Source organism: Microbacterium luteum (assembly GCF_015277875.1).
GTDB classification, from domain to species: Bacteria; Actinomycetota; Actinomycetes; order Actinomycetales; family Microbacteriaceae; genus Microbacterium; species Microbacterium luteum.
The window spans coordinates 1342561-1365358 of sequence record NZ_CP063814.1 but is presented as its reverse complement, the minus strand read 5'-3'; the positions used below and the strand labels follow the sequence as shown (position 1 = coordinate 1365358).

Sequence of the window (22798 nt, the reverse complement as noted above, 5' to 3'; positions counted from 1 at the left end):
AGAATGGAGACGATTGCGAAAGGATCACCATGGGAACCGCCACGAAGAACCTCTCCCCCGTCTCGAAGCTCGGCCTCGGCGTCGTCGGCGTCGTGCAGGTCGCGTTCGCCTTCCTCGCCTTCTGGGACCTCGCGCACCGCGATCACCGCGACGTCGTCGGGTCGAAGCCGATGTGGGTACCGGTGATCCTCGTCAACTGGATCGGTCCGGCCGCCTACTTCCTGGTCGGCATCCGGCGCTGAACCCGGGGGAAACCCCCACAGAAGACGTTCACCGCGGTCAGTAGACTTGACCCACTTCGCGGGAGTGGTGAAATCGGCAGACACGCAGGATTTAGGTTCCTGTGCCCTCGGGCGTGTGGGTTCAAGTCCCACCTTCCGCACGCGATGACCTCGCACGCCCTGACCGAAGCCGTTCCGACGCTGGGACTTCCTTGGATCTCCGACCCGCAGCACTGATCCCCTTCCTCGACCCTGCCGCGATCATCGACGCAGCCGGTCCCTGGGCGCTCCTCGTGGTGTGCGGGATCGTGTTCGCCGAGACCGGCCTGCTCGTCGGGTTCCTCCTCCCCGGCGACACGCTGCTCATCATGGCCGGCCTGCTGTCGAATCCCACCGCGCATCCGCCCCACGGCGTCTTCGGCGTGAACGTCTGGCTCGTCGGACTCCTCATCGGCCTGGCGGCGTTCCTCGGCGGCGAGGTCGGCTATCTCATCGGGCACAAGGCCGGCCCCCGCATCTTCGAGCGCAAGGAATCCGGCTTCTTCAGCGTCAAGAACGTCGAGCGCACGAACGCGTTCTTCGAGCGGTTCGGCGGGCTCACGATCATCCTGGCGCGCTTCGTGCCCATCGTCCGCACCTTCGCGCCGGTGGCCGCGGGTGTGGGGCACATGAACAAGTGGACCTACACGCTCTACAACCTCATCGGCGCGGTGCTGTGGGGCTTCGGGCTCACCGTCTTCGGATACGGCATCAGTCTCATCCCCGGAGTCGGCCAGATCGTCGCGGACTACATCGACGTCATCCTGCTCGTCGCCGTGCTCGGGACCGTCACCTTCGTCGCGACCCACTACGTGCAGCAGCGCCGGAAGGCGCGACGAGCTGCCGAGGCAGGAGAGGACGTCGTCACCGACGAAGACGAAGCCCGCCACCTCGTGCTCGAGCACGACGTCTTCGACCACCCGGACCGCTACGGCGAGAGCGCGCGCCGTCACGACCACGACGATCCCGACGCCCCCGGGCGCTGACCCACGCGCGGGAGCCGCGGGGATGGCGGCTACGACGCCTTGGCCGACTTCTTCGCGGGCTTCTTCTTCGGCGGCGCAGCCGACCCCTCGCCGTCCGACTCCTTCGATGCCTTCGTACCCGCCGTGGTCGCCGACCGCGCGGCGCGCGACTTCTCCACGCTCGCCCGAAGGGCCTCCATGAGGTCGATCACCTCGCCGCCGGAAGCGTCGTCGTCGCGTTCACCGAAGGTCTCCGCGGTGTCGACGGCGTCGCCCTGCTCGAGCTTCGCATCGATGAGCGTGCGCAGCTCGGCCTGATACTCGTCTTCGAACTCCTCCGGGTCGAAATCGCTCGCGAAGCTGTCGACGAGAGCGGCGGACATCTCCAGCTCCTTCGCCGAGATCCTGACGGATTCGTCGAGCGCCGGGAAGGACGCCTCCCGCACTTCGTCCGCCCACAGCAGCGTCTGGAGCACCAGCACCTCACCGCGCACACGGAGCGCCGCCAGGCGCGTCTTCTGCCGGAGCGAGAAACGCACGATCGCGGTGCGGTCGGTCTGCTCGAGGGTCTTCCGCAGCAGCACGTACGCCTTCGGCGAGGCCGAGTCCGGTTCGAGGTAGTACGCCTTGTCGAGCGTCAGCAGGTCGACCTGCTCGCTCGGCACGAACTCGACCACGTCGATCTCTCGACTGCGCTCGCTCGGCAGCGCATCGAAGTCCGCCTTGGTGAGGATCACGGTCTTCTCGCCGTCGTTGTAGGCGCGGTCGATGTCGGCGTACGGAACGACCTCGCCGTCGATCTCGCAGATGCGCTGGTAGCGGATGCGTCCGCCGTCGGCGTTGTGCACCTGATGCAGCGGCACGTCGTGGTCTTCGGTCGCCGAGTAGACCTTGACCGGAACATTGACCAGGCCGAAGGTCAGCGCGCCCTTCCAGATGGCTCTCACCACACCAGTACACACCCGTCACAGGGCTCGCTGCCACCCCTTGCGGACGGCGGGCGGGCCGTGCGGAGGACTTCCCGCACTAACCTGAGGCCATGGCCGGGGCGGAACAGCTGGTGCGCATCGACGGCCGCCGTCTGCGAATGACGAACCTCGACAAAGTGCTGTATCCCGCCACCGGCACCACCAAGGGCGAGGTGATCGACTACTACACGCGCGTGGCTGACGTGCTCCTGCCGCACGTGGCCGGACGCCCGGTCACCCGCAAGCGCTGGCCGGACGGCGTCGGCACCGAGGCCCACCCCGGGACCTCGTTCTTCGCGAAGGACCTCGAACCGGGCGCCCCCGCGTGGGTGCGGCGCCTGCCCATCGCCCACTCGGGCGGCCCGAAAGACTATCCGCTCATCGCCGACGTGCCGACCCTCGTCTACCTCGCCCAGGTCGCGAGCCTGGAGCTCCACGTGCCCCAGTGGCGCTTCGACGCCGACGGCCAGCGCGGCACTCCCGACCGCATCGTTCTCGACCTCGACCCCGGTCCGGGCGTTGGTCTCGCCGAGTGTGCTGAGGTCGCTCGGCACGCGCGGCACATCCTCGATGGCATGGGGCTCAAGGCCTTCCCGGTGACGAGCGGCAGTAAGGGCATCCACCTCTACGCGCACGTGGACGGCGCCTGGTCGAGCGAGCAGGTCTCCGGCGTGGCTCGGGAACTCGCCCGGGCGATCGAGGCGGACCACCCCGACCTCGTCGTCAGCCAGATGGCGAAGGCGGAGCGTGCGGGTCGCGTGTTCATCGACTGGAGCCAGAACAATGCCGCGAAGACGACCATCGCACCCTACTCGCTGCGGGGTCGTGCTCACCCGACGGTCGCGGCACCTCGCACGTGGGAGGAACTCGACGATCCGAAGCTCTCGCATCTGACCTTCGACGAGGTGCTGCGTCGCGTGGACCGGCTGGGCGATCCCCTCGCTGCGCTCGATCCGCGTCCGTCCCGCGCGCCGCTCACGGCCTATATCGCCAAGCGTTCCGCGTCACGCACACCGGAGCCCGTGCCCGAGCATCCCGCCGGGGAGCCGTCCGATCCGCGCGCGCAGCCTCGATTCGTCATCCAGGAGCACCACGCGTCCCGGCTGCACTGGGATCTCCGCCTCGAACGCGACGGCGTGCTCGTGAGCTGGGCGGTGCCGCGCGGAGTTCCCCCCACCCATACGCGCAACAACCTCGCGGTGATGACCGAGGACCACCCGCTGTCGTACCTCGACTTCCACGGCGTCATTCCGAAGGGCGAGTACGGTGCCGGCACGATGACGGTGTGGGACACCGGTCACTACGAGCTGGAGAAGTGGCGCGACGACGAGGTCATCTTCACCGCCCGCGGCCGCGATGACGGCCCCCTCGGTGACGTGCGCCTGGCTCTGATCCGCACGGACGGTGAGGGTGAGAAGTCCACCTGGCTGCTGCACCGCATGAAGACGGATGCCGCCGGCCGACCGCAGGCCGAGGGTGCACCCGTCGAGCCGGCCGACCACGCGCACCTGATCGCCGACGCGGAAGGTCCCACCCCGGGCGAGCATGTCCCGGAAACCGCGGCGAAGAACACGGCGAAAGGACGAAAAAGGGGACATGCGGACGAGAGGTCGGGCGCCGCGCCGGACTCAAGCGCCCTGCGACCGATGCTCGCCGTCAACGCGACGCCCGCCATCGCTCGGCAGGCCGCGCGACGCTGGGCCGAGACAGAGGGCTCCGCGTGGGCGGAGCTGAAGTGGGACGGCGTGCGCGCACTGGGCATCTGGGACGGCGGTTCCCTCCTGCTGCGTGCACGCAGCGGCGCCGACATCACGGCGACCTACCCGGAGCTCACGGCGGCACCGCCCGACCTCGGGCCGGTGCCGGCGATCCTTGACGGCGAGGTCGTCGCGCTGGACGAATCCGGACGACCGAGCTTCCCGTTGCTGCAGAGTCGCATCAACCTCGCCGACCGGCGCGAGATCGCCCGGGAGGCGGCGCGCACGCCGGTGCAGTGGTACCTCTACGACCTGCTCTCCCTCGATGGTCGCGACGTGTCCGACCTGCCGCTGTCGGCTCGGCGGGAGTTGCTGGAGAGCATCGCGGGCGACGCGGCATCGCCGCTGCGCGTGCCGCCGGTCTTCGACGACGTGGATGCGGCTCTCGCCGCCGCAGAGCGATTCGGCCTGGAGGGGGTGGTCGTGAAGGATGCGGCCTCCCCCTACCGGCGCGGCGCGCGCAGCGAGTCGTGGCTGAAGGTGAAGCTCACCCGCACGCAGGAGATCGTCATCGGCGGCATCCGCCCGGGCAGGGGCGGTCGGAGCGGTCGGATCGGGTCGCTCCTGGTCGGCATCCCCGGCGACGACGGTCTGCGCTACGCGGGCCGCGTCGGATCCGGCTTCTCCGAGGCGACGTTGGCTCGACTGGAGAAGGAGCTCCTCCCCCGGCGCATCGACGCCGATCCGTTCGTGGGCGTCCCGGCCGCTGACGCCCGCGACGCGCAATGGGTGGCGCCGCACGTGGTCGGCGAGGTGGAATTCGCCGAGTTCACTCCCGGGGGGATCCTCCGCCACGCGCGCTGGCGCGGCCTGCGCCCTGACAAGTCGCCGGCCGAGGTGCGGCGCGAAGACTCCTGAGACGGGGGTCAGGCGTGCGCGTCGTGCTCGACGTGATCGGCGGGCTCGAGCTGGAACGTGGAGTGCTCGACGTCGAAGTGGTCGGCGAGGCAGGTCTGGAGCGAGGCGAGGATGGCCGGGCCACGACCGTCGCGAAGGCAGACGTCGTCGACCACCACGTGCGCGCTGAACACGGGTGCGCCGCGGGTGAGCTGCCACACGTGCACATCGTGCACGGCGGTCACGCCCGGTGTGCGCAGGATGTGCTCCCGGATCTCGGCGACATGGATGTCGGCCGGCGCCGCCTCGCTCAGCACCGAGGCGACTTCGCGCAGCAGCCCGATCGCGCGCGGGATGATGAGGGCGGCGATCGCGAGGGAGGCGAGGGCGTCGGCGCCGGTCCAGCCCGTGGTGACGATGACGATCGCGGCGACGATGACCATCGCCGATCCGATGAGGTCGCCGAGCACCTCGAGGTAGGCGCCCCTCACGTTGATGCTGTGGCGCTGCGCCGCACTCAGGAGCCACATCGCGATCGCGTTGGCGATGAGGCCGACGACCGCCACGACGAGCATCAGCCCACCGGCGACCTCGTGATCGTCCGGGCCCACGAGGCGCGTCGCCGCCTCGACGGCGATCCATGCCGACAGCGCGATGAGGATCACGCCGTTGATGAGGGCCCCGAGCACCTCGGCCCGCTGATAGCCGAAGGTTCGTCGATCGTTGGCCGGCCGCGCGGCGACGATGCTCGCCAGGAGAGCGATGACGAGGGCCGCGGTGTCGGCGAACATGTGCCCGGCGTCGGCGAGGAGCGCGAGCGAACCGGTGAGCACGGCGCCGACGATCTGCACGATCATCACCGACGCGGTGATGATCAGCGACAGGGTCAGCAGGCGGCGATTGCTCGCGCCCCGGAGCCCGGGGGCATGATCGTGCATGTCTCCCAGGCTAGGACGCGCCCTCGCCGCCGACACGCATCCACCCGAACTCGGGAACGATGCCGGTTCTCATTCCTGCCCCGACCGATCAGACGGCGGCGAGCAGCGGCAGGAGGGCCGCGAACGCGCGCGCACGGTGCGATGCGGCGTTCTTCTCCGCGGCCGACCACTCGGCCACCGTCCGCTCGGCCGCGCGGTCCTGCCCGTCGGGGATGAAGACCGGGTCGTATCCGAATCCGCCCGCGCCGACGGCTTCGGTCGCGAGGCGCCCGGGCCAGACGCCGGCGACGGTCTGTTCCGAACCGCCGGGGATGACCAATGCGATGGTCGAGACGAACTGCGCCGCGCGATGCGGATCCGCGACGTCGGAGAGCTGGTCCAGCAGCAGCGCCAGGTTGGCTCCGGCATCCTTCGCGTGCCCCGCCCAGTAGGCCGAGAACACCCCCGGTGAACCGCCCAGCACGTCGACGCAGATGCCGCTGTCGTCGGCGAGGGCCGGGAGCCCGGTGTGGATGCTCGCCGCACGCGCTTTGATCAGCGCGTTCTCGGCGAACGTGACGCCGTCTTCGACCGGCTCGGGTCCGTCGTACGCGACGACCTCGAGATCCGGTCTCGCGCCGGCGACGATCGCCTGGAACTCCTCGACCTTGTGCGGGTTGTGCGTGGCCAGCACGATGCGGCCGGCGCTCGGCGGTGTCATCCCCGGCGCCCGCTCAGCGCGGCTGTCCGGCGCCGTCGAGCACCGACACCTGCTGGTCACGCAGCTCGGCGCATCCGGCGACACCCAGCTCGAGGAGCTGGTCGAGCTCGCGCTTGTCGAACGGCGCCCCCTCCGCGGTGCCCTGCACCTCGACGAAGAGACCTCGCCCGGTGACGACGACGTTCATGTCGGTCTCGGCGCGCACGTCTTCGACATACGCCAGGTCGAGCATGGGCGTGCCGTCGATGATGCCGACCGACACGGCCGACACCGAGTCGAACAGGACGTTCGAGCGCTGGGCGACGAACTTCTTCTCCCGACCCCAGTCGATCGCATCCGCCAGTGCCACGTAGGCGCCGGTGATCGCGGCGGTGCGGGTGCCGCCGTCGGCCTGCAGCACGTCGCAGTCGATCACGACCGTGTTCTCACCCAGCGCCTTCGTGTCGACCACGGCACGAAGGGCACGGCCGATCAGGCGCGAGATCTCGTGGGTGCGCCCCCCGATCTTCCCCTTCACGCTCTCGCGGCTGTTCCGCTCGTTGGTCGCGCGCGGCAGCATCGCGTACTCGGCGGTGACCCACCCCTTGCCCTTGCCCGTCAGCCAGCGCGGCACGCCGTTGGTGAACGACGCGGTGCACAGCACCTTGGTCCCGCCGAACGAGATGAGAGCGGACCCCTCGGCCTGTGTCGACCATCCGCGTTCGATGGTGATCGGGCGCAGCTGGTCGACGGTGCGGCCGTCGGCACGGGTGATGTCGGTCATGTTCCTCCTCGGATGCGGTTGGTCTTCAACGGGGCAGGTCGATGGCGCCGGTCTGCACGAGACGCACGTCTCGCACCTCGCGACCCATGAGACGATGCGCGAGATCGACGAAGTCGTCGGCGGATGATCCGGTCGCCTCGTACAGGTGACGGGCGACCGCGTCGGGGCCGGCCAGCAGATCGCGGCCGACGAGTTGGCGATAGACGTCCTTCGCGGTCTCGGTGTCGCTCGAGACCAGCGAGACGTCGGGCCCCATCACGTAGCTGATGGCGCCCTCGAGGAACGGATAGTGCGTGCAGCCCAGCACGAGGGTGTCCACACCGGCGTGCCGCAGCGGCGAGAGATACTGTTCGGCGACAGCGAGCACCTCCGGGGTGTCCGTCACCCCCCGCTCGACGAACTCCACGAAGCGCGGACACGCCTGCGCGAACACCGTGAGCCGCTCATTGACCTCGAGCATGTCCTGATAGGCGCCGGAGGCGATCGTGCCGGCGGTTCCGATCACGCCGATGCGGCCGTTTCGCGAGGTCGACATCGCCGTGCGCACCGCGGGACCGATCACCTCCACGACGGGAACGTCGTAGCGCTCCCGCGCATCGCGGAGCATCGCCGCCGACGCGGTGTTGCACGCGATGACGAGCATCTTCACCCCCTGCTCGACGAGGGTGTCGAGGATCTCCAGGGCGTAGCGGCGCACATCGGCGATGGGCTTCGGGCCGTACGGCGAGCGCGCGGTGTCGCCGATGTAGAGGATCGACTCCCGCGGCAGCAGCGCCGAGACCGCCCGGGCGACGGTCAGTCCGCCCACTCCGGAGTCGAAGATCCCGATCGGCGCGTCGTCCACGATCGACCAGCCTACCCGCCGACGGCCGGCCCGCCGCGGCGTGGCTAGGCTGGCGATCATGCGCGCCCGCGAAAGCACCGCCCTGCTCACCGACCGCTACGAGCTGACGATGCTCGACGCCGCCCTCCGCGACGGCACCGCCCACCGCCGCTGCGTGTTCGAGGTGTTCGGCCGGCGACTTTCAGCGGGGCGGCGGTTCGGGGTCGTCGCCGGCACCGGCCGCCTGCTCGACCTCATCCGGGACTTCCGCTTCGGCGACGACGAGCTGCGGTACCTGCGCGATGAGCACATCGTAGATGCCGCGACCGTCCGGTGGCTGGAGGACTACACGTTCTCCGGAACCGTGACCGGATACCGGGAGGGCGAGCTGTACTTCCCCGGCTCGCCCGTGCTCACCGTCGAGGGCTCGTTCGCCGAAGCGGTCATCCTCGAGACCCTCGCCCTCTCCGTGCTCAACCATGACTCGGCGGTCGCCACGGCCGCCGCGCGCATGAGCATCGCCGCCGGGTCGCGGCCTCTCGCCGAGATGGGATCCCGCCGCGCCGGGGAGCAGTCGGCGGTGGCCGCCGCTCGTGCCGCGCACATCGCCGGATTCGGGGCCACGAGCAATCTGCAGGCCGGCCGCGCGTGGGGTGTCCCGACGATGGGCACCGCGGCACACTCGTGGACGCTCCTGCACGACAGCGAGGAGGGCGCCTTCCGCGCGCAGATCGCCGCACTCGGCACCGGCACGACCCTCCTCATCGACACGTACGACATCCGGACCGGGGTCGAGACGGCCGTCCGCGTGGCCGGCACCGGCCTCGGCGGGGTCCGCATCGATTCCGGCGACCTTCCCGACATGGCCGCGCAGGTGCGTCGCCACCTCGACGAGCTGGGCGCGACGAACACGCGCATCACCGTCACGAGCGACCTCGACGAGTTCGCCATCGCGGCGCTCGCGGCCAGTCCCGTCGACGCCTACGGCGTCGGCACGTCGGTGGTCACCGGCTCCGGCACTCCGACGGCGGGAATGGTCTACAAGCTCGTGGCGCGGCAGGACGCTGCGGGCGGGTGGGTCCCGGTGGCGAAGACCTCAGCCGCGAAAGCGTCGCAAGGTGGCCGCAAGGCGGCCTTCCGCGCTTTCGAGCACGAGGTCGCCAGCGCCGAGCTCATCGCCGTGAGCGACCGGTTCGACGAGCTCGACACGGGTGCCGAGCACCCGGGATCACGCACGCTCCAGGCGACGCTGATCGACCACGGCCAGCCCGATCACGCGGCGCTCGGCGCCGAAGGCGTGTCCGCGGCACGCGAGCACCACCTGCGCGCGCGTGCAGAATTGCCGCAGGCCGCGCTGGCCCTCAGCCGGTCCGATCCGGCAATTCCCACGGTCTACGTCGACGCGGACTGACCGAGCGCACCCGCCCGGCCGCGACGCGTCAGCCGTTGAGGCTCTCGTAGATCTCCTTGCACTGCGGGCAGACCGGGAACTTCTCCGGGTCGCGGCCCGGTGTCCACTTCTTGCCGCACAGGGCACGCACCGGCTTGCCGGTGAGCGCCGATTCGAGGATCTTGTCCTTCTTGACGTAGTGCGAGAACCGCTCATGATCGCCCGGCTCGACGCTCTCCTCGCGGATGAGCTCTTCGAGCTCGCGGTCGAGTGTCGCCAGACCGCCCTGGTCGGGACTGTCGAGAGGGGTGCTCATGGTGAGCCAGTGTACCGCCGCGACGCCCGCTCCGGCCGGGTCGGAACCGACTCAGCTCGCCTCGGCGAACTCCATGATCCGGCTGCCGCGTCGACGGAAGACGCCGCCGCCGATGGCCACGCCGATCACCAGCACGCCCACGCCGATTCCGACGCCCCACCACAGGGCCAGCTCGGCCGAGGCGAGGTCACCGCCGAGAGCCAGCCACGACCACCACAGCACGGGCGCGCTGAGCCCGATCGCGCCGAGCATCACGAGAGACTGCGACAGCACGCCGCTCGGCCCGGTGCGCTGCGGCTGCTGGAACGGGCTGTCGCCGGGCCGGGAGACGGGGTAGGGACCGAGCACCGAGGCGATGCTCGACAGACCGAGGCCGCAGAGGAACAGCGACGCGCACAGGCCGACCATCGCCGGCAGAATCGCCCAGCGCCCGTGCAGGGAGACCGCGATCGGGATCCCGATCGCCAGCAGCGGCACGCCCAGGAGCACCACCGGCACGAGCCGGCCGATGCGGTCGGCGGCGCCGTGGATGCCGCTGGCGATGTGCATCCACACGGCGGTCGAGTCGTAGGCGAGGTCGTTGTGAGGGAGCCAGCCGAGGAACAGCGCGACGATCGGCACCGGCACGAGCGCGACGAGGTGAGCCGGCACGCCTGCGAGGAGCAGCGGAACGATGAGGATCGCCGCCGCGACCGGGATGACGATCACGTTGACGATGTGGCGCGGATCCCGCAGCCAGTACACCAGGCTGCGGGCGGCGACGGCGCCGGTGGGGGTGCCCGGGGCGACGGTGAACCATCCCAGACCCCCGCGCTCCTTGACCGAGACCGGCCGTTCGGTCGTGGTGAGGATGCGGGTGACCAGACCCAGCCATGCCGCACCGAGCAGGACAGGCGTCGCGATCGCCACCACCACCGTGAGTGCGACGCTCTCGCCGGCGACCACGGCCCCCGGAAGCGCCCACGCGGCGCCGACCGGGGTGAGGGCCAGCACACGCACCGCTTCGGTGAGCTGCACCGGCACGCTCCCCTGCCATTCCAGGGAGGCGAGGAAGACGACGACCGGGACGACCACGACGAGGATCCCGACCACGAGCACGCTCGACAGCTCGCGCGAGCGCCGCTCGCGGAGGAACATCGACGTCAGCGCCATCGCCACGCGGGCGAGCATCACGCACGTGGCGACGATCAGCACGACCGAGAGGATGCCGGCCCAGACGGGTGCGGCGAGAGATTCCCACACCGTCGCCGTCGTCGTCGCCAGCGCCAGCACCGCGAACACGGGGACGGACACCGCCCCCAGCACCGCGAGCACACCGGCAAGTCGGCGAGGCGACAGTCCCAGCACCCCGAACCGGCGCGGGTCGAGCGGGTCCGGCGAACCGGTCACGACCGGAGCGAGGGCGAAGCCGAGCGTGATCGCCGCGCCGCCCATGACGGCCACGGCGGCGAACGCCTCGAGAGTCGCATCCTCGATCGTCGTCAGGGCCCAGCACGCGGCGACCACGGCCGCCGTGAGCACGAGCAGGCCCGCCGTCATGCGGACGATGTGCCGGGGCTCGCCGCGCAGAGCGCCGAGCATCATCGCGAGCCTCAGTCGGAGAAGGTGTGCAGCCACTCGAGGCCTTCCACATCGCTGAGCCCGCCGGCGAGCTCGACGAAGCGCTGCTCGAGCGTCAATTCGCCGCGCACCTCGTCGATGGTCCCTTCGGCGAGCACCTGTCCGGCCACGATCACGGCGACCCGGCTGCAGACCCGCTCCACGAGGTCCATGCCGTGGCTGGAGAGGATGACGGTGCCGCCGTGATCGACGTAGGTGCCGAGGATGTCGAGGATGACCGAGCTCGAGACGGGATCGACCGACTCGAAGGGCTCGTCCAGCACCAGCACGCGCGGCGAGTGGATGAGCGCGCCGGCGAGCATGACCTTCTTCGACATGCCCACGGAATAGTCGGACACGACGCGGCCGAGCGCGTCGGTGAGGTCGAACGCGCGCGCGAGGTCGGCGGTGCGTGACTCGACGACCGACGGCGACAGCCCGCGCAGCACGCCGTAGTAGTACAGCAGCTGACGACCTGTGAGACGGTCGAAGGTGCGGAGTCGATCGGGGAGGACGCCCATCATGCTCTTGGCACGCACGGCATCGGTGACGGCGTCGACGCCGTTCACGCTGATTTCGCCGCGGTCGGGCCGCAGCAGGCCCGCGATCATCGACAACGTGGTCGTCTTGCCGGCCCCGTTGGGTCCGACGAGTCCGTAGAACGTTCCCGCGGGGACGGTCAGATCGATTCCGTCGACGGCACGCGTCTGACCGAACACCTTGGTGACTCCCCGCAGAGCGAGCGCCGCGTCCGAGGCGGGCTCGTCCTCCGCCATGACCGAGGACACGATGTCGGTGACAGCGGCAGCGCCGGTGGCCGGCGCGTCGGCCTCGACGGGGTCCGGATCGATGAGATCCGCCGCGACCGGATCCGAATCCACGACGTCCGGATCGACGTCGTCTGTCGCGACGTCGTCTTCGTCGTCGACGAGCGGGTCTTCGGCGCCCGCCGAGCCCTCGACGTCGGTGTCGTCGTCCGACTTGTCTGCGACCGATTCCTCCTCGTCCGTTCCGTCTTCGTCCGAATCCTCTTCGTCCGACTCGTCTTCGATGTCGTCGAGCGATGCCGGCTCGTCACCCACCAGAGTGTGCTCCCCGGCCACGGGATCATCAAGGAGCTCGATCTCGTCCTCGTCGGGGAGGTCGTCGCGATCCTCATCGAGCAGCTCGTCGGTCTCGTCCTCGTCGAGGAGGTCGTCGATGTCGTCCTCGTCGACGACCGGATCGGCCTCGGGGACGGCAAGATCCTTCTCGGCCTCGACCGTGTCGTCCATCGGCGCCGTCGGCATCGGCGGGCGCGGCGGGATGATCAGAGCGTCCGTCTCCGGGGCGGGAGTGGACACATCCCGAAGGTCCGGCGGCAGCGGCGGCGGCGGACCCGGATCGGTCCGGGGACCCACCGGCGGAAGCGGAGGTTTGGGCGGGAGGGAGATGAGTGCACCACTGTCGCGAGCGCCCGCACCTCGAACGCCGTTGTGCGGCGTATTGGATTCCCCCGGCATGGGCAGCGATGCTGTCACCGATCAAAGGTATCAACCCCGCCGCGCGCCACCGGCCCCGCGAGCGACACGTTCAGACGATTCGCACCGTCGCGCCCCGCCATCGATGCGGCATATCACGAATAGGACACGGTGGCCAGGGATTCTGCGCGTTCTCAGGCGATCTCGCTACCATGCTCAAGGCACAACGGGGTGTCGCGTCGGTGAACCGACGGTGAACCAACACTCCAGGAGACTCAATCGTGACGACTCAGATCGTGATCCTCGCGGCCGGAATGGGCTCGCGGCTCGGCCGCAGCCTGCCCAAGCCGCTGACGCAGCTGTCCGACGGACGTTCCATCATGCGGCAGCAGCACGACAACATCCGCGCCGCGTTCGGATCCGACGCGCGCGTGACCACGGTGGTCGGCTACCGCGCCGAGAGCATCGTGGAGGCCTTCCCCGAGGCCGACTACGTCTACAACGACAGCTACGACCAGACGAACACGTCCAAGAGCCTGCTGCGCGGCCTCGGCAAGACCGGCCGCTCGGGTGTGCTGTGGATGAACGGCGACGTCGTCTTCGACCCCCGCGTGCTCGGCCGCGCGGTCGCTCTGATCGAGGCCGACCGCTCGTTCGTCACCGTCAACACCTCCAAGGTGAGCGACGAAGAGGTCAAGTACACCGTCACCGCCGACGGCCACATCGACGAGCTGTCCAAGACGGTGCGCGGAGGTATCGGCGAGGCCGTCGGGATCAACTACATCTCCTCGCGCGACAAGAAGGCGTTCATGCGCCAGCTGCAGCGCGTGGACGATCAGGACTACTTCGAGCGCGGCCTCGAACTCGCGATCGCCGAGGACGGCGTGCGCGTCGCGCCGCTGGACATCTCCGATCTGTACGCGGTGGAGATCGACTTCGCCGAGGACCTCGAGCGGGCGAATCTCTTCGTCTGATCGCCGATGCGCGTCCCGACCGGGTTTCGACCCGGCCGGGAGGTTTCCGGCTCGGACTCAGCCCGGCGACCTAGGATCGCGGTGATGTCCGACAAGGTGCACCGCATCCACTCGCTGTCCGAGGAAGCCCCCTGGGACGGCGGGCTGCCTCCCGTGGGCTCCGACGAGCACCCGCACTCGATCCGCGCGCTGGACCGGGTGCTCGCCATCCAGCGTCCGGCGGTCCTCGCGCACCTGCGCAGCATCCGGCTGCGCCACCCGGATGCGCCCCCCGATCACATCATCCGGATGCTCGAGCGCCGCTACCTGGCTGCGGTCACCACCGGCGGCGCGGCCGTCGGAGCAACGGCCGTCATCCCCGGCATCGGCACCGGAGTGACGCTCGCGCTCAGCGGGGTCGAGACGGTCGGTTTCCTCGAGGCGACCGCCCTGTTCGCGCAGTCGGTGGCCGAGGTGCACGGCATCCCGGTGTCCGACCCCGATAGGGCGCGAGCTCTCGTGTTGACGCTCATGCTGGGCCAGGAGGGCGTCGACCTCGTCGCCCAGCTGGCGAACCAGGCGGCCGGCAAGGGGCCGGCGCGGGATCGCTACTGGGGGCAGATGATCACGCAGACGCTGCCACGCGCCGCCGTCGGTCCACTCGTCGATCGCCTGAAGTCCACGTTCGTGCGCCAGTTCGCCGCCCGGGGCGGAGCCTCCTGGATCGGCAAGGCCCTGCCCTTCGGCATCGGCGCAGCCGTCGGCGGCGCCGGGAACAACATCCTCGGCAGACGCGTGCTCACGAACGCGCGTCGCGCGTTTCCGGATGCGCCGTTCACGCTGCCGCCCCAGCTCGAGCCCCTCCCCGGCGCGACGCGCCTGGAGTATCAGGCGGGCCGCCGCATCCGCCGTGTGAGCGACGCGATCACCGGGGGAACGGCACGCGGCGCCTCCGCCGTGCGTGGAGCCCTCACCCGCGGCAAGGGATCCCGTGAGCTCGACTCCGGCGAGGAGGACACGGCTGAGCCGGTCTGATCTCGATCAGTCGTCGAGGTCCGCCTCGTCGGTGTCCGGCTCCTCGGGAGCCGCTTCGCTGTCCCACCGGCTCCACCGGTCCATCAGCTGAGCGATCGCGGCGTGGAACCGCGCCGTCGCGGCCCCGGGCGCCGTGTCGCCGAAGTAGTGGCGCACCCAGTGCTCGAGCCGGGCGACGGCCTCCGGGTCGGCGAGCACCCGATCGGTCTGCTCGACGATGTGCGAGGCACGCGGCGCATCGAGCCACTCGCATGCCGAAAGGTAGCCGTGGGAGTCGACGGCGGCCTGGGGATCGACGGGCCGCGTCACCAGCAGCGGCTTGTCGGCCGCGAGCCGATCGTAGACCATCGCCGAGATGTCGACGACGGCGACGTCGGCCGCAGCGAGCTGCCAGCCGAGGTCCGGACCGTCGTCGAAGACGTGCGCCGCCGCGCGGTCGGCCTCATTGGCCTCGGCGAGTGCGGCGATGATGCGACGGTTCGCGGCGCCGTAGTCGGGGTCGACGACACCCGAGCGCGGATGCGGACGGTAGATGACGCGGTGACGGCCGGTGCGCAGCAGCGCTGTGACGAGGGCCTCCCCGTGCGTGAGCACGGAGCCGTAGTGCGCCGAAGGGCGGTCGCCCTCCCACGTCGGCGCGTACAGCACGACCGTGCGGTCATCCGGGACGTACGGGGTGTCTCCGGAGTAGTGGTCGGCCTGCGGGCGGCCGATCTCGATGGTGCGCCGATCGAGGTCGTAGTCCCACAGCACGCGCGACAGGCGTTCCCGCGCCGCGTCCCCCGCGACCAGCGCGTAATCGTATGCCTTGAACTGATTGGTCGTCATGTACATCTTGTCGGACTCGCCGTGATTGATGAACACGTGCCAGCGGCGCCCGTAGCGGAACATCTGGAAGTTGCGGGTGTTCTGGTTCACGTACAGCACGACGCGGATGTCCTGGTCGGCGATGAACGCCTCGAGATCACGCACCGTCGGCACGAAGGCGACCGGCAGGGCGCCGTCGGCCAGCAGTGCCGATGCGCCGGTGACGGCACGGCTCAGCACGACGACCGGCCACGTCGCGGCCAGGTCGGCCAGCGGCTTGTACCACTGACGCATCTGATACATGTTCACGTCGCCGTCTGCGAAGTAGACGGCCACGCGGTAGTGGTGGGGAGGATGCGGCGCAGACGCCGCCACACGCCGACGCACATCGCGCACGGCGCGCCGCTGAGCGACGGCCTTGCGGAGGAGAGCGATCGCCTTGCGCGCGTCCGTCACCACACTCACTCCTCCAGCCTACCCAGGCGGCGCATGACATGATCGTCGGGTGCATGTCCACCGGCCCGGGCGCGAGGATGCGCCGCAGGTGTCCGACACCGGCGGCGTGACCTTCGTCATGCCGGTCCTCAACGAGCGCGCCTACCTGCGGCGGGCCGTCGTTTCGGTGCTGGCACAGGAGGTCCCCGGTCCCGTGGAGCTCATCCTGGCCCTCGCCCCCTCCTCCGACGGGACCGAGCAGGTCGCGGCGGAGCTCGCGGCGGAGGATCCGCGGGTGCGCATCGTGCACAATCCGGATGCCGACATCCCCGTGGGCCTGAATCTCGCGATCCGTGCCGGCTCGCACCCGATCATCGTTCGCGTCGACGCGCATTCGGAGCTGGAGCCGGGATACACCGTGCGCGCGCTCGCCACCCTCAGGCGGGTCGGTGCCGCCAATGTCGGCGGGGTCATGCGCGCGGACGGGCGCACGCCGTTCCAGCGCGCCGTCGCGCGTGCGTACAACTCCCCCATCGGCCTCGGCGGCGGCGCGTATCACGGCGGAGCCCGGGAGGGAGAGGCGGAGTCCGCCTACCTCGGTGTCATGCGTCGCGACGTGCTCGAGGAGGTCGGCCTGTTCGACGAGTCCATTCGCCGAGGCGAGGACTGGGAGCTGAACCTGCGCATCAGACGCGCCGGCCACCGCGTCTGGTTCGACCCGGAACTGGCCGTGACGTACTGGCCGCGCGACAGCTGGCCGCGGCTGGTGCGTCAGTTCTTCGCGACCGGTCGCTGGCGCGGTGAGCTCGTGCGTCGTTACGGGCGGACCAATTCGCTGCGCTTCTTCGCACCGCCCGCCCTGGTGGCCACGCTGGCGGGCGCCGTCCTCGTCGGCGTGCTGCAGCTCACGCGCATCCTCACCGGCATCTGGGCCTGGGTCGCGGCGGTCGTGTACCTGCCCGTGCTCGCGTACGCGGGTCTCATCGCCGTCGTCGCCGCCGGCCGCGGCGGGGGCGACGGCTGGCGGGACAAGCTGTGGACCCTCGCGGTGATCCCCACGATGCACCTCGCGTGGGGTGCGGGGTTCCTCGTCGGCACGGCGCGTGGCGCCGACGACACGGTCGACACCTCGCGGCTCGGCGGGCGCAACACGCCTCTTCCCTGAGCCGGCTGACTCAGGCCTGATCCGGGTGTCTCAGGCGACCTCGACGAACCCCTGGTCGAGGATGCGGTCGACCACGCGCTCGGCCGCGTGGCCGTCGTCCCGCGCATTGAACGTCTGCTGCCACACCGCGTAGCGCTCGGCGAACTCCTGGATGTCGTCGCGCAGCAGAGCCGTGACCAGGTCGTCCTGCGACCGCACGAGCGGACCGGGCGCGCGCTCGGCCAGGTCGAAGTAGAAGCCGCGCAGCTCGCCGCGATATCGCTCGAGGTCGGGCACGAGGAAGTACATGGGCTTTCCGGTGACGCTGAAGTCGAACATGACGGAGGAGTAGTCGGTGATGAGCGCGTCCGCCGCCGACAGCAGCCCGGAGGTGTCCGGGTATCCCGTCACGTCGATCACGCGCGGGCCCTCCGCATCGCGTCCCGGCTGAAGCGTGCGGGAGTGGCCGCGCACGAGCACGACCGCGTCGGTGTCGGAGGCGAGCGCGACGGGATCGATGAAGTCGACGATCTCGCGGCGGTCGTCGCGCCAGGTGGGCGCGTAGAGGAGCACTCGCTCCTCGGCACCGATCCCGAGAGCGGCGCGCGTGCGACCGTCGTCTCCGTGCACGAGGACGTCGTTGCGCGGATACCCCTCCACCCAGAGCGGACGGGTGAGGAAGGCGTAGGCCTTGCCGAGCACCTTCGCGGCGTAGGGGTTCTGGGCGAGCAGCACGTTCCAGCGCCGCGACTCCTTGAACACCGCCGCCATGCGCCGCGGATCGAAGCCCGGGCGGTGCAGCGCGAGGCGCTTCAACGGCGTGCCGTGCCAGGTCTGCAGCACGACCTGGCCGCGCTCGCGCACGAATCGTCGGCGCAGCCAGTCGTTGATCACGAGCAGCCGGCTGTGCCCGCGTGCTCGCCACCACTCGGGACTGCCCTCGACGACCGGGATGGCGCCGTCCGGCACGCGCACCGACAGGTCCACGACGCTCCAGTAGCGGGTGACACCGGGCGCTCGGCGGGCGAGCTCACGATCGATGGCGAGCGGATTGCAGCCGGCGTTGCGGCCATAGAAGCTCTCGAAGAACACCGCGTTCTCCAGGCCCCCCGGGCGCGTCGCGTACCGGCGCTCGAGCGCGTCCTGCCCCTCACCAGAGTCGTACGCCGGATCGATCGGCGGGCCCACGGTCACGATGTCCTGCACGAGCTGCGCGCGAAGACCGCCGAGCTGCGTGACCGGGAGCTCCTCGAGCGGCGTCCGCTCCTGGCTCGACTCGGGCTCGGCGGGCGCGATCGTCAGGCGGTACTCGCCGGAGGGAAGCGGGAGATCCGGGCCGCCCCACCGTGCGGCGGTGAGCGGCACGACGGCGCGCCACGTCGTGCCACGACCGGTGAGCCGCGCGCTCGTGCGGGCGCGACTGCCCACGAGATCGACGGAGCGCGGGCGCGCTCCCGTCCCTGTCAGCACGAGAGCGGGACGCTCGCCGGTGTCGAAGCGGGCCTGGGTCATCGGGGTCCTTTTCTCGATCCGGAAGGCGGCTCGTCGGCGAGGGCGGTCAGAATGGCACGGTACACCCGCGCGGCGTTCCCGCCGTCTCGGAACGCGTGCACCCGCACGTCGATCTGCCTGGCACACTCGATGCGTCGGGCGCGTTCGGCCGGATCACCGAGAACGGCGTCGATCTGTGCGACGGCCTGCTCCCATGTGCCGGCGACGTCATCCCCCGCGACGTCGCGGTAGGAGCCGTAGAAACCACGCTCCGCAGCGTATCGATGCACGTCGGGCGCGAGAAAGACGACGGGCAGCGGAACGAGCGAGGAGTCGAACACGAGCGAGGAGTAGTCGGTGACCAGGGTGTCGAACCCCGCCAGAAGCGGCGTCACGTCGCGTACGAGGTCGGCACCGAGCGGGCGCACGCGCCGGCCGGCAGCGCCGGGGGGCGGAACGTAGTCGCCTGCGCCCAGGGGATGCGATCGCACGTAGAGCACGGCGTCATGACGCTCCAGCACTTCGGCGATGAGGTGCCACTCCCCCTCGTCGGGCACCGCCGGGTCGGGGTCACCGTCGCGCCACGTCGGCGCATACAGCACCCGGTGTCGGGCCACCTCGTGCCCGCTCACGGCGGCGAGCGCGGCCCGGGCCTGCCGTCGACGGTCGTCGGGTCGCCCTGCCGACAGCACGTCCACCCGGGGCTCCCCGGTCACCGGCACACGCTCATCCGGCAGCCCGAACGCCGATTCGAGCCGGCCCCGCACGCGGTGGGAGGCGGCCGGGAGGACCCGGATGCGGCGGGTCGCACTCCGATACATCCGCGCGAGCATCCCCCGCACGAGTCGCGAGCCGGGCAGGATGCGGCTGCGCGTGGTGACCGGGGAATCCAGACCGATGCGCTTGAGCGGGATGCCGTGCCACAGCTGGACGACGAAAGCTCCGGACACGGCGTAACGCTGGACGTCGCCGAAGCCGTGGGTGATCACGACGACGCGGGCTCGCGCGGTGCGCCAGAAGCCGGTCGGCGAGTTCTTGCGCACCCACGGGATCCCCCGTCGGGTCGCCTCCGCCGCCTCGACGTCGTCGGCGACCAGCCACGTCGCGCGACCCTGCAGATCGCCACCGGCCGCGTTCCACAGCGCCCACGCGCCGTCGGCGACGCCGACGGCGCATCCGAAGACCCACTGGTCCGCGGTTCGCGGGATCACCGCGGTGGCGAGGCGACCAAGGACATAGAGGGGGATGCTGAGGATCTTGCGCGCATTCCCCGCGCCGAACGAGAAGGACGCCACCCCGCGAGCCTAGCGGGGCGGCGTCCTCGGTGCGGCGAGCTCAGCCGAGCTCGCCCAGGGTCACATCGACCGTGCGGGTCTCCCCGTCGCGCACGAAGGTGATCGTCGCGTCGCTGCCGCCGGCGGCGGCGCGCACCTGCGCGGTCAGATCGGTGGCATCGGTGATCGGCACGCCGTTGAAGGCGGTGACGATGTCGCCGACCTGCAGCCCGACGCCCTCCGCGGCGCCGCCGGCGGAGATATCCGCGAGGTAGGCACCCGAGATCGTCGCACCTTCCACCGACGCGGCGGGCGTCACGCTCGCGCCGAGCAGGCCGTGGGTGGCGGTCCCGTCGGCGATGATCTCGTCGGTGACGCGCTGCACGACGTCGGACGGGATGGAGAAGCCCACGCCGATCGATCCGGCCTCGGCGGAGCTGCCGGCCGAGGCGATCGCGACGTTGATGCCGATGAGCGCCCCCTCGTCGTCGACGAGCGCGCCACCGGAGTTCCCCGGGTTGATCGCGGCGTCGGTCTGGATGACGGCGATGGAAATCGTCTCGGTCGCCGTGGTCTGCTGCCCTTCGTCGCCGAAGTCGAAGTAGAAGGGCGGAGTGCGGTCGTTGCCGTCGTCCTGCGTGTCGTCCTCGGTCGTCTCCGGCGCCGCGGACGAGGCGATCTGGATCGACCGGTTGAGCGCGCTGACGATGCCGGTGGTGACCGTGTTCGACAGGCCGAGCGGTGCACCGACTGCGACGGTCGTGTCACCGACGTTGAGGTCGGCCGACGACGCGAAGTCGATGGGGGTGAGGGCTTCGGCGTCGGTGAGCTTGATCACGGCGAGGTCGTAGATCGGGTCGGTTCCGACGATCTCGGCGTCGAATACGCGACCATCGGATGTGCTGACGGTGATGGTGGCGTCCGCGGTCGCACCGTCGAGGGTCACGACGTGCGTGTTCGTCACGACGTAGCCGTCTTCGCTGAGCACGACACCGGAACCGGTCCCCCCGGTGCTGCCGTTGCTCGCCGAGATCGTCACGACGCTCGGCACCACCTTCGCCGCGATGCCGGTGGTCTGATTCACCGCGTCGGTGTCGTTGACGGTCACCGTCGACGGCCCCGCCACCGTGGTCGCGCTCGAGGTGGAGAAGAGTGAGGCGCCGGCGTATGCGCCGCCGAGACCAGCCGCGCCTCCGACGATCGCCGCGGCGACCATGATGCCGACGACCTTGCCCGCGCCGACCTTCTGCCGGCCGGCAGGTGCGGCCGAATCCCCGAGCGGCACCGTCTGCTGCGTGCCGGTGGGCGCGCCCGGCCCGAACGCGTACTGTCCGTACGGCGCCTGGGGGCGCGGCGGGATGCTCGTCTGCGGCGTCTGCGGCATCTGCGCCTGCGGTGCCGGCGCCTGAGGCCCGGCGGCAGGCCGAGCGGGCTGCGGGTAGCCCTCGCTCGCCGGCGTCGTCGGACGCGGCGGCTGCCAGACGGCTTCGCCGCCGACCTGCGGCTCCTCGGGGGTGCGGTCTTCGGGGCGCTCGCCCTGGTTCTCGGTCATTGCTGCTCCTTCTGCCTAGCGCTGACAACCATGCCGAGCGAGTCTGTGGGTTGCCTATGGCGGAGATGGGATGCCTCTATGGGAGTAGCGTGGGCCCGATGCGAGAGATTCCCGGCGCGTGGCGCCGCACCGCTCGAGGCGCCGGTCTCATGAGCGCGGACGGCGTCGCCTCCCCCACCATCTTCGCCGAGATGTCGGTGCTGGCGGCCGAATCGGGCGCGATCAACCTCGGGCAGGGCTTCCCCGACGAGGACGGGCCCGCTGCCGTGCGCGAGGCGGCGAGGCAGGCGATCGCCGACGGAGTGAATCAGTATCCGCCGGGGCGGGGTTTTCCCGACTTCCTTGCCGCTGTCTCCGAGCACCGCAGCAGGTTCGACGGTGTCGCGTTCGACCCGGCGACCGAGGTCATCGCGACCGCCGGGGCGACCGAGGGATTGGCGGCGACGCTGCTGGCCCTCATCGACTCCCCCGACGACGAGGTCGTCGTCTTCGAGCCCTACTACGACGCCTACGCCGCGCTGGTCGCGCTCGCCGGAGCACGCTTGGTGACGGTCCCGCTGCGGTGGCCGCACTTCCAGCCGGACCTCGACGAGCTGACGGCCACGGTGACCGACCGCACCCGCATCATCCTGATCAACGACCCGCACAACCCCACCGGCACCGTCTTCGACCGCACCGTGCTGGAGCACGTCGTCGCTCTCGCGGAGCGGCACGACGCGATCATCGTCACCGACGAGGTGTACGAGCACCTGGTCCTCGACGGCCGGCGCACGCCCGTCCACTCGCTTCCGGGCGCAAGAGATCGGACGGTCGCGATCTCGTCGGCGGGCAAGACCTTCGCCGCCACCGGGTGGAAGATCGGATGGGCCACCGGGCCGGCCGACCTCATCGATGCCGCGATGACCGTCAAGCAGTACCTCACCTATGTCAACGGCGCGCCGTTCCAGCCGGCGATCGCCGTCGGCCTGCGCCTGCCTGACGCCTTCTTCACGGGGATCGCGGACACCCTGCGTCGCAAGCGCGATCTGCTGGGGGCGGGACTCACCGCGGCGGGTCTCGCGGTCTCACCCCCGGCCGGCTCCTACTTCACCGTCGCCGACGCGGCGCCGGTCGGCGCCACTGACGCCGACGCATTCTGCCGTAGCCTCCCCGACAGGGCCGGCGTCGTCGCGGTGCCGATCACGGCTTTCGTGACAGCGGAACGACGCGCGGACTATGCCACGCTCGTGCGCTTCGCGGCGTGCAAGCGCGAAGACGTCATCCGCGACGCCGGGGCGCGCCTGGCGGCGATGGGCTGAGCCCGCGCGCCTCTGCGTCGCGTCCTCCCGGCG

The 22798-nt window shown here is 70.6% G+C and carries 20 protein-coding genes and 1 tRNA gene; 9 read left to right on the top strand and 12 right to left on the bottom strand.

Annotated elements, in window-relative coordinates; all coding sequences use genetic code 11:
- The first annotated feature begins 29 nt into the window (after nucleotides 1-29).
- The 3 genes from IM777_RS06610 (at nucleotide 30) to IM777_RS06600 (ending at nucleotide 1246) form a co-directional block, all read left to right on the top strand.
- On the top strand, nucleotides 30-242 hold the full coding sequence (locus IM777_RS06610) for a PLDc N-terminal domain-containing protein (protein ID WP_071042985.1): 213 nt from the start codon (nucleotides 30-32) through the stop codon (nucleotides 240-242).
- Between the two features lie 58 nt (nucleotides 243-300).
- Nucleotides 301-382: transfer RNA gene (locus tag IM777_RS06605), tRNA-Leu, on the top strand.
- 51 nt (nucleotides 383-433) lie between these two features.
- Complete coding sequence (locus tag IM777_RS06600) at nucleotides 434-1246, top strand: DedA family protein (RefSeq protein ID WP_194385008.1); 813 nt, start codon at nucleotides 434-436, stop codon at nucleotides 1244-1246.
- Between the two features lie 29 nt (nucleotides 1247-1275).
- Here the strand turns inward: IM777_RS06600 and ku are convergent, their stop codons facing one another.
- Nucleotides 1276-2172, bottom strand: a complete 897-nt coding sequence (gene ku / locus IM777_RS06595) for a non-homologous end joining protein Ku (protein ID WP_194385007.1) — start codon at nucleotides 2170-2172, stop codon at nucleotides 1276-1278.
- A 92-nt stretch (nucleotides 2173-2264) separates the two neighbouring features.
- Here ku and IM777_RS06590 point away from each other — a divergent pair, with 92 nt between their 5' ends.
- Nucleotides 2265-4808, top strand: coding sequence for an ATP-dependent DNA ligase (locus IM777_RS06590; protein WP_194385006.1), 2544 nt, complete (start codon nucleotides 2265-2267; stop codon nucleotides 4806-4808).
- An 8-nt stretch (nucleotides 4809-4816) separates the two neighbouring features.
- On the opposite strand, the gene IM777_RS06585 is transcribed toward IM777_RS06590, so the two are convergent.
- From IM777_RS06585 to murI, 4 genes are all read right to left on the bottom strand, one after another.
- Complete coding sequence (locus IM777_RS06585) at nucleotides 4817-5725, bottom strand: cation diffusion facilitator family transporter (protein WP_194385005.1); 909 nt, start codon at nucleotides 5723-5725, stop codon at nucleotides 4817-4819.
- A gap of 88 nt (nucleotides 5726-5813) precedes the next feature.
- Nucleotides 5814-6425, bottom strand: coding sequence for an RdgB/HAM1 family non-canonical purine NTP pyrophosphatase (gene rdgB / locus IM777_RS06580; protein ID WP_194385004.1), 612 nt, complete (start codon nucleotides 6423-6425; stop codon nucleotides 5814-5816).
- Nucleotides 6426-6438: 13 nt separating this feature from the next.
- Nucleotides 6439-7188 (bottom strand): ribonuclease PH, encoded by a 750-nt coding sequence (gene rph, locus IM777_RS06575; protein WP_194385003.1) that lies wholly within the window; start codon nucleotides 7186-7188, stop codon nucleotides 6439-6441.
- 25 nt (nucleotides 7189-7213) lie between these two features.
- On the bottom strand, nucleotides 7214-8032 hold the full coding sequence (gene murI, locus IM777_RS06570; protein ID WP_071042977.1) for a glutamate racemase: 819 nt from the start codon (nucleotides 8030-8032) through the stop codon (nucleotides 7214-7216).
- 58 nt (nucleotides 8033-8090) lie between these two features.
- Here murI and IM777_RS06565 point away from each other — a divergent pair, with 58 nt between their 5' ends.
- Nucleotides 8091-9422, top strand: a complete 1332-nt coding sequence (locus IM777_RS06565; protein WP_194385002.1) for a nicotinate phosphoribosyltransferase — start codon at nucleotides 8091-8093, stop codon at nucleotides 9420-9422.
- 28 nt (nucleotides 9423-9450) lie between these two features.
- On the opposite strand, the gene IM777_RS06560 is transcribed toward IM777_RS06565, so the two are convergent.
- From IM777_RS06560 to IM777_RS06550, 3 genes are read right to left on the bottom strand one after another with little or no spacing between them, the layout of a single operon-like run.
- The gene (locus tag IM777_RS06560; RefSeq protein ID WP_194385001.1) at nucleotides 9451-9717 is read right to left on the bottom strand and encodes a DUF3039 domain-containing protein; all 267 of its coding nucleotides are present in this window, start codon (nucleotides 9715-9717) and stop codon (nucleotides 9451-9453) included.
- Between the two features lie 51 nt (nucleotides 9718-9768).
- Nucleotides 9769-11301: a hypothetical protein gene (locus IM777_RS06555; RefSeq protein ID WP_228480980.1), complete on the bottom strand. Its 1533-nt coding sequence runs from the start codon at nucleotides 11299-11301 to the stop codon at nucleotides 9769-9771.
- 8 nt (nucleotides 11302-11309) lie between these two features.
- The gene (locus IM777_RS06550) at nucleotides 11310-12659 is read right to left on the bottom strand and encodes an ABC transporter ATP-binding protein (protein WP_228480979.1); all 1350 of its coding nucleotides are present in this window, start codon (nucleotides 12657-12659) and stop codon (nucleotides 11310-11312) included.
- A 398-nt stretch (nucleotides 12660-13057) separates the two neighbouring features.
- On the opposite strand from IM777_RS06550, the gene IM777_RS06545 reads away from it, so the two are divergent.
- Together IM777_RS06545 and IM777_RS06540 are read left to right on the top strand one after the other, a co-directional pair.
- Nucleotides 13058-13750: a phosphocholine cytidylyltransferase family protein gene (locus tag IM777_RS06545; RefSeq protein WP_194384999.1), complete on the top strand. Its 693-nt coding sequence runs from the start codon at nucleotides 13058-13060 to the stop codon at nucleotides 13748-13750.
- Between the two features lie 84 nt (nucleotides 13751-13834).
- The gene (locus tag IM777_RS06540) at nucleotides 13835-14764 is read left to right on the top strand and encodes a hypothetical protein (protein ID WP_194384998.1); all 930 of its coding nucleotides are present in this window, start codon (nucleotides 13835-13837) and stop codon (nucleotides 14762-14764) included.
- 6 nt (nucleotides 14765-14770) lie between these two features.
- Here the strand turns inward: IM777_RS06540 and IM777_RS06535 are convergent, their stop codons facing one another.
- The gene (locus IM777_RS06535; protein ID WP_071042966.1) at nucleotides 14771-16036 is read right to left on the bottom strand and encodes a CDP-glycerol glycerophosphotransferase family protein; all 1266 of its coding nucleotides are present in this window, start codon (nucleotides 16034-16036) and stop codon (nucleotides 14771-14773) included.
- Between the two features lie 109 nt (nucleotides 16037-16145).
- On the opposite strand from IM777_RS06535, the gene IM777_RS06530 reads away from it, so the two are divergent.
- The gene (locus IM777_RS06530) at nucleotides 16146-17171 is read left to right on the top strand and encodes a glycosyltransferase family 2 protein (RefSeq protein WP_071043370.1); all 1026 of its coding nucleotides are present in this window, start codon (nucleotides 16146-16148) and stop codon (nucleotides 17169-17171) included.
- A 30-nt stretch (nucleotides 17172-17201) separates the two neighbouring features.
- On the opposite strand, the gene IM777_RS06525 is transcribed toward IM777_RS06530, so the two are convergent.
- Genes IM777_RS06525 through IM777_RS06515 form a run of 3 tightly spaced genes read right to left on the bottom strand, consistent with a single transcriptional unit; the run spans nucleotide 17202 to nucleotide 21467 of the window.
- Nucleotides 17202-18662 carry a CDP-glycerol glycerophosphotransferase family protein gene (locus IM777_RS06525; protein ID WP_194384997.1) on the bottom strand — a complete coding sequence of 487 codons (1461 nt, stop codon included), beginning with the start codon at nucleotides 18660-18662 and terminating at the stop codon, nucleotides 17202-17204.
- The gene (locus IM777_RS06520; protein ID WP_194384996.1) at nucleotides 18659-19936 is read right to left on the bottom strand and encodes a CDP-glycerol glycerophosphotransferase family protein; all 1278 of its coding nucleotides are present in this window, start codon (nucleotides 19934-19936) and stop codon (nucleotides 18659-18661) included. The genes IM777_RS06525 and IM777_RS06520 overlap by 4 nt, the downstream gene beginning before the upstream one ends.
- 40 nt (nucleotides 19937-19976) lie before the next feature.
- Complete coding sequence (locus IM777_RS06515; protein WP_194384995.1) at nucleotides 19977-21467, bottom strand: S1C family serine protease; 1491 nt, start codon at nucleotides 21465-21467, stop codon at nucleotides 19977-19979.
- A 98-nt stretch (nucleotides 21468-21565) separates the two neighbouring features.
- Here IM777_RS06515 and IM777_RS06510 point away from each other — a divergent pair, with 98 nt between their 5' ends.
- Complete coding sequence (locus IM777_RS06510; RefSeq protein ID WP_194384994.1) at nucleotides 21566-22765, top strand: aminotransferase class I/II-fold pyridoxal phosphate-dependent enzyme; 1200 nt, start codon at nucleotides 21566-21568, stop codon at nucleotides 22763-22765.
- Nucleotides 22766-22798 lie beyond the last annotated feature (33 nt).

Bases quoted from the DNA above. Each gene is read 5' to 3' on its own strand.
- IM777_RS06560 (WP_194385001.1), bottom strand. From the start codon at position 9,717: ATGAGCACCCCTCTCGACAGTCCCGACCAGGGCGGTCTGGCGACACTC.
- IM777_RS06585 (WP_194385005.1), bottom strand. From the start codon at position 5,725: ATGCACGATCATGCCCCCGGGCTCCGGGGCGCGAGCAATCGCCGCCTG.
- rph (WP_194385003.1), bottom strand. From the start codon at position 7,188: ATGACCGACATCACCCGTGCCGACGGCCGCACCGTCGACCAGCTGCGC.
- IM777_RS06590 (WP_194385006.1), top strand. From the start codon at position 2,265: ATGGCCGGGGCGGAACAGCTGGTGCGCATCGACGGCCGCCGTCTGCGA.
- IM777_RS06565 (WP_194385002.1), top strand. From the start codon at position 8,091: ATGCGCGCCCGCGAAAGCACCGCCCTGCTCACCGACCGCTACGAGCTG.
- IM777_RS06540 (WP_194384998.1), top strand. From the start codon at position 13,835: ATGTCCGACAAGGTGCACCGCATCCACTCGCTGTCCGAGGAAGCCCCC.
- IM777_RS06530 (WP_071043370.1), top strand. From the start codon at position 16,146: ATGCCGGTCCTCAACGAGCGCGCCTACCTGCGGCGGGCCGTCGTTTCG.
- IM777_RS06515 (WP_194384995.1), bottom strand. From the start codon at position 21,467: ATGACCGAGAACCAGGGCGAGCGCCCCGAAGACCGCACCCCCGAGGAG.
- IM777_RS06525 (WP_194384997.1), bottom strand. From the start codon at position 18,662: ATGACCCAGGCCCGCTTCGACACCGGCGAGCGTCCCGCTCTCGTGCTG.
- IM777_RS06610 (WP_071042985.1), top strand. From the start codon at position 30: ATGGGAACCGCCACGAAGAACCTCTCCCCCGTCTCGAAGCTCGGCCTC.
- IM777_RS06555 (WP_228480980.1), bottom strand. From the start codon at position 11,301: ATGATGCTCGGCGCTCTGCGCGGCGAGCCCCGGCACATCGTCCGCATG.
- rdgB (WP_194385004.1), bottom strand. From the start codon at position 6,425: ATGACACCGCCGAGCGCCGGCCGCATCGTGCTGGCCACGCACAACCCG.
- IM777_RS06510 (WP_194384994.1), top strand. From the start codon at position 21,566: ATGCGAGAGATTCCCGGCGCGTGGCGCCGCACCGCTCGAGGCGCCGGT.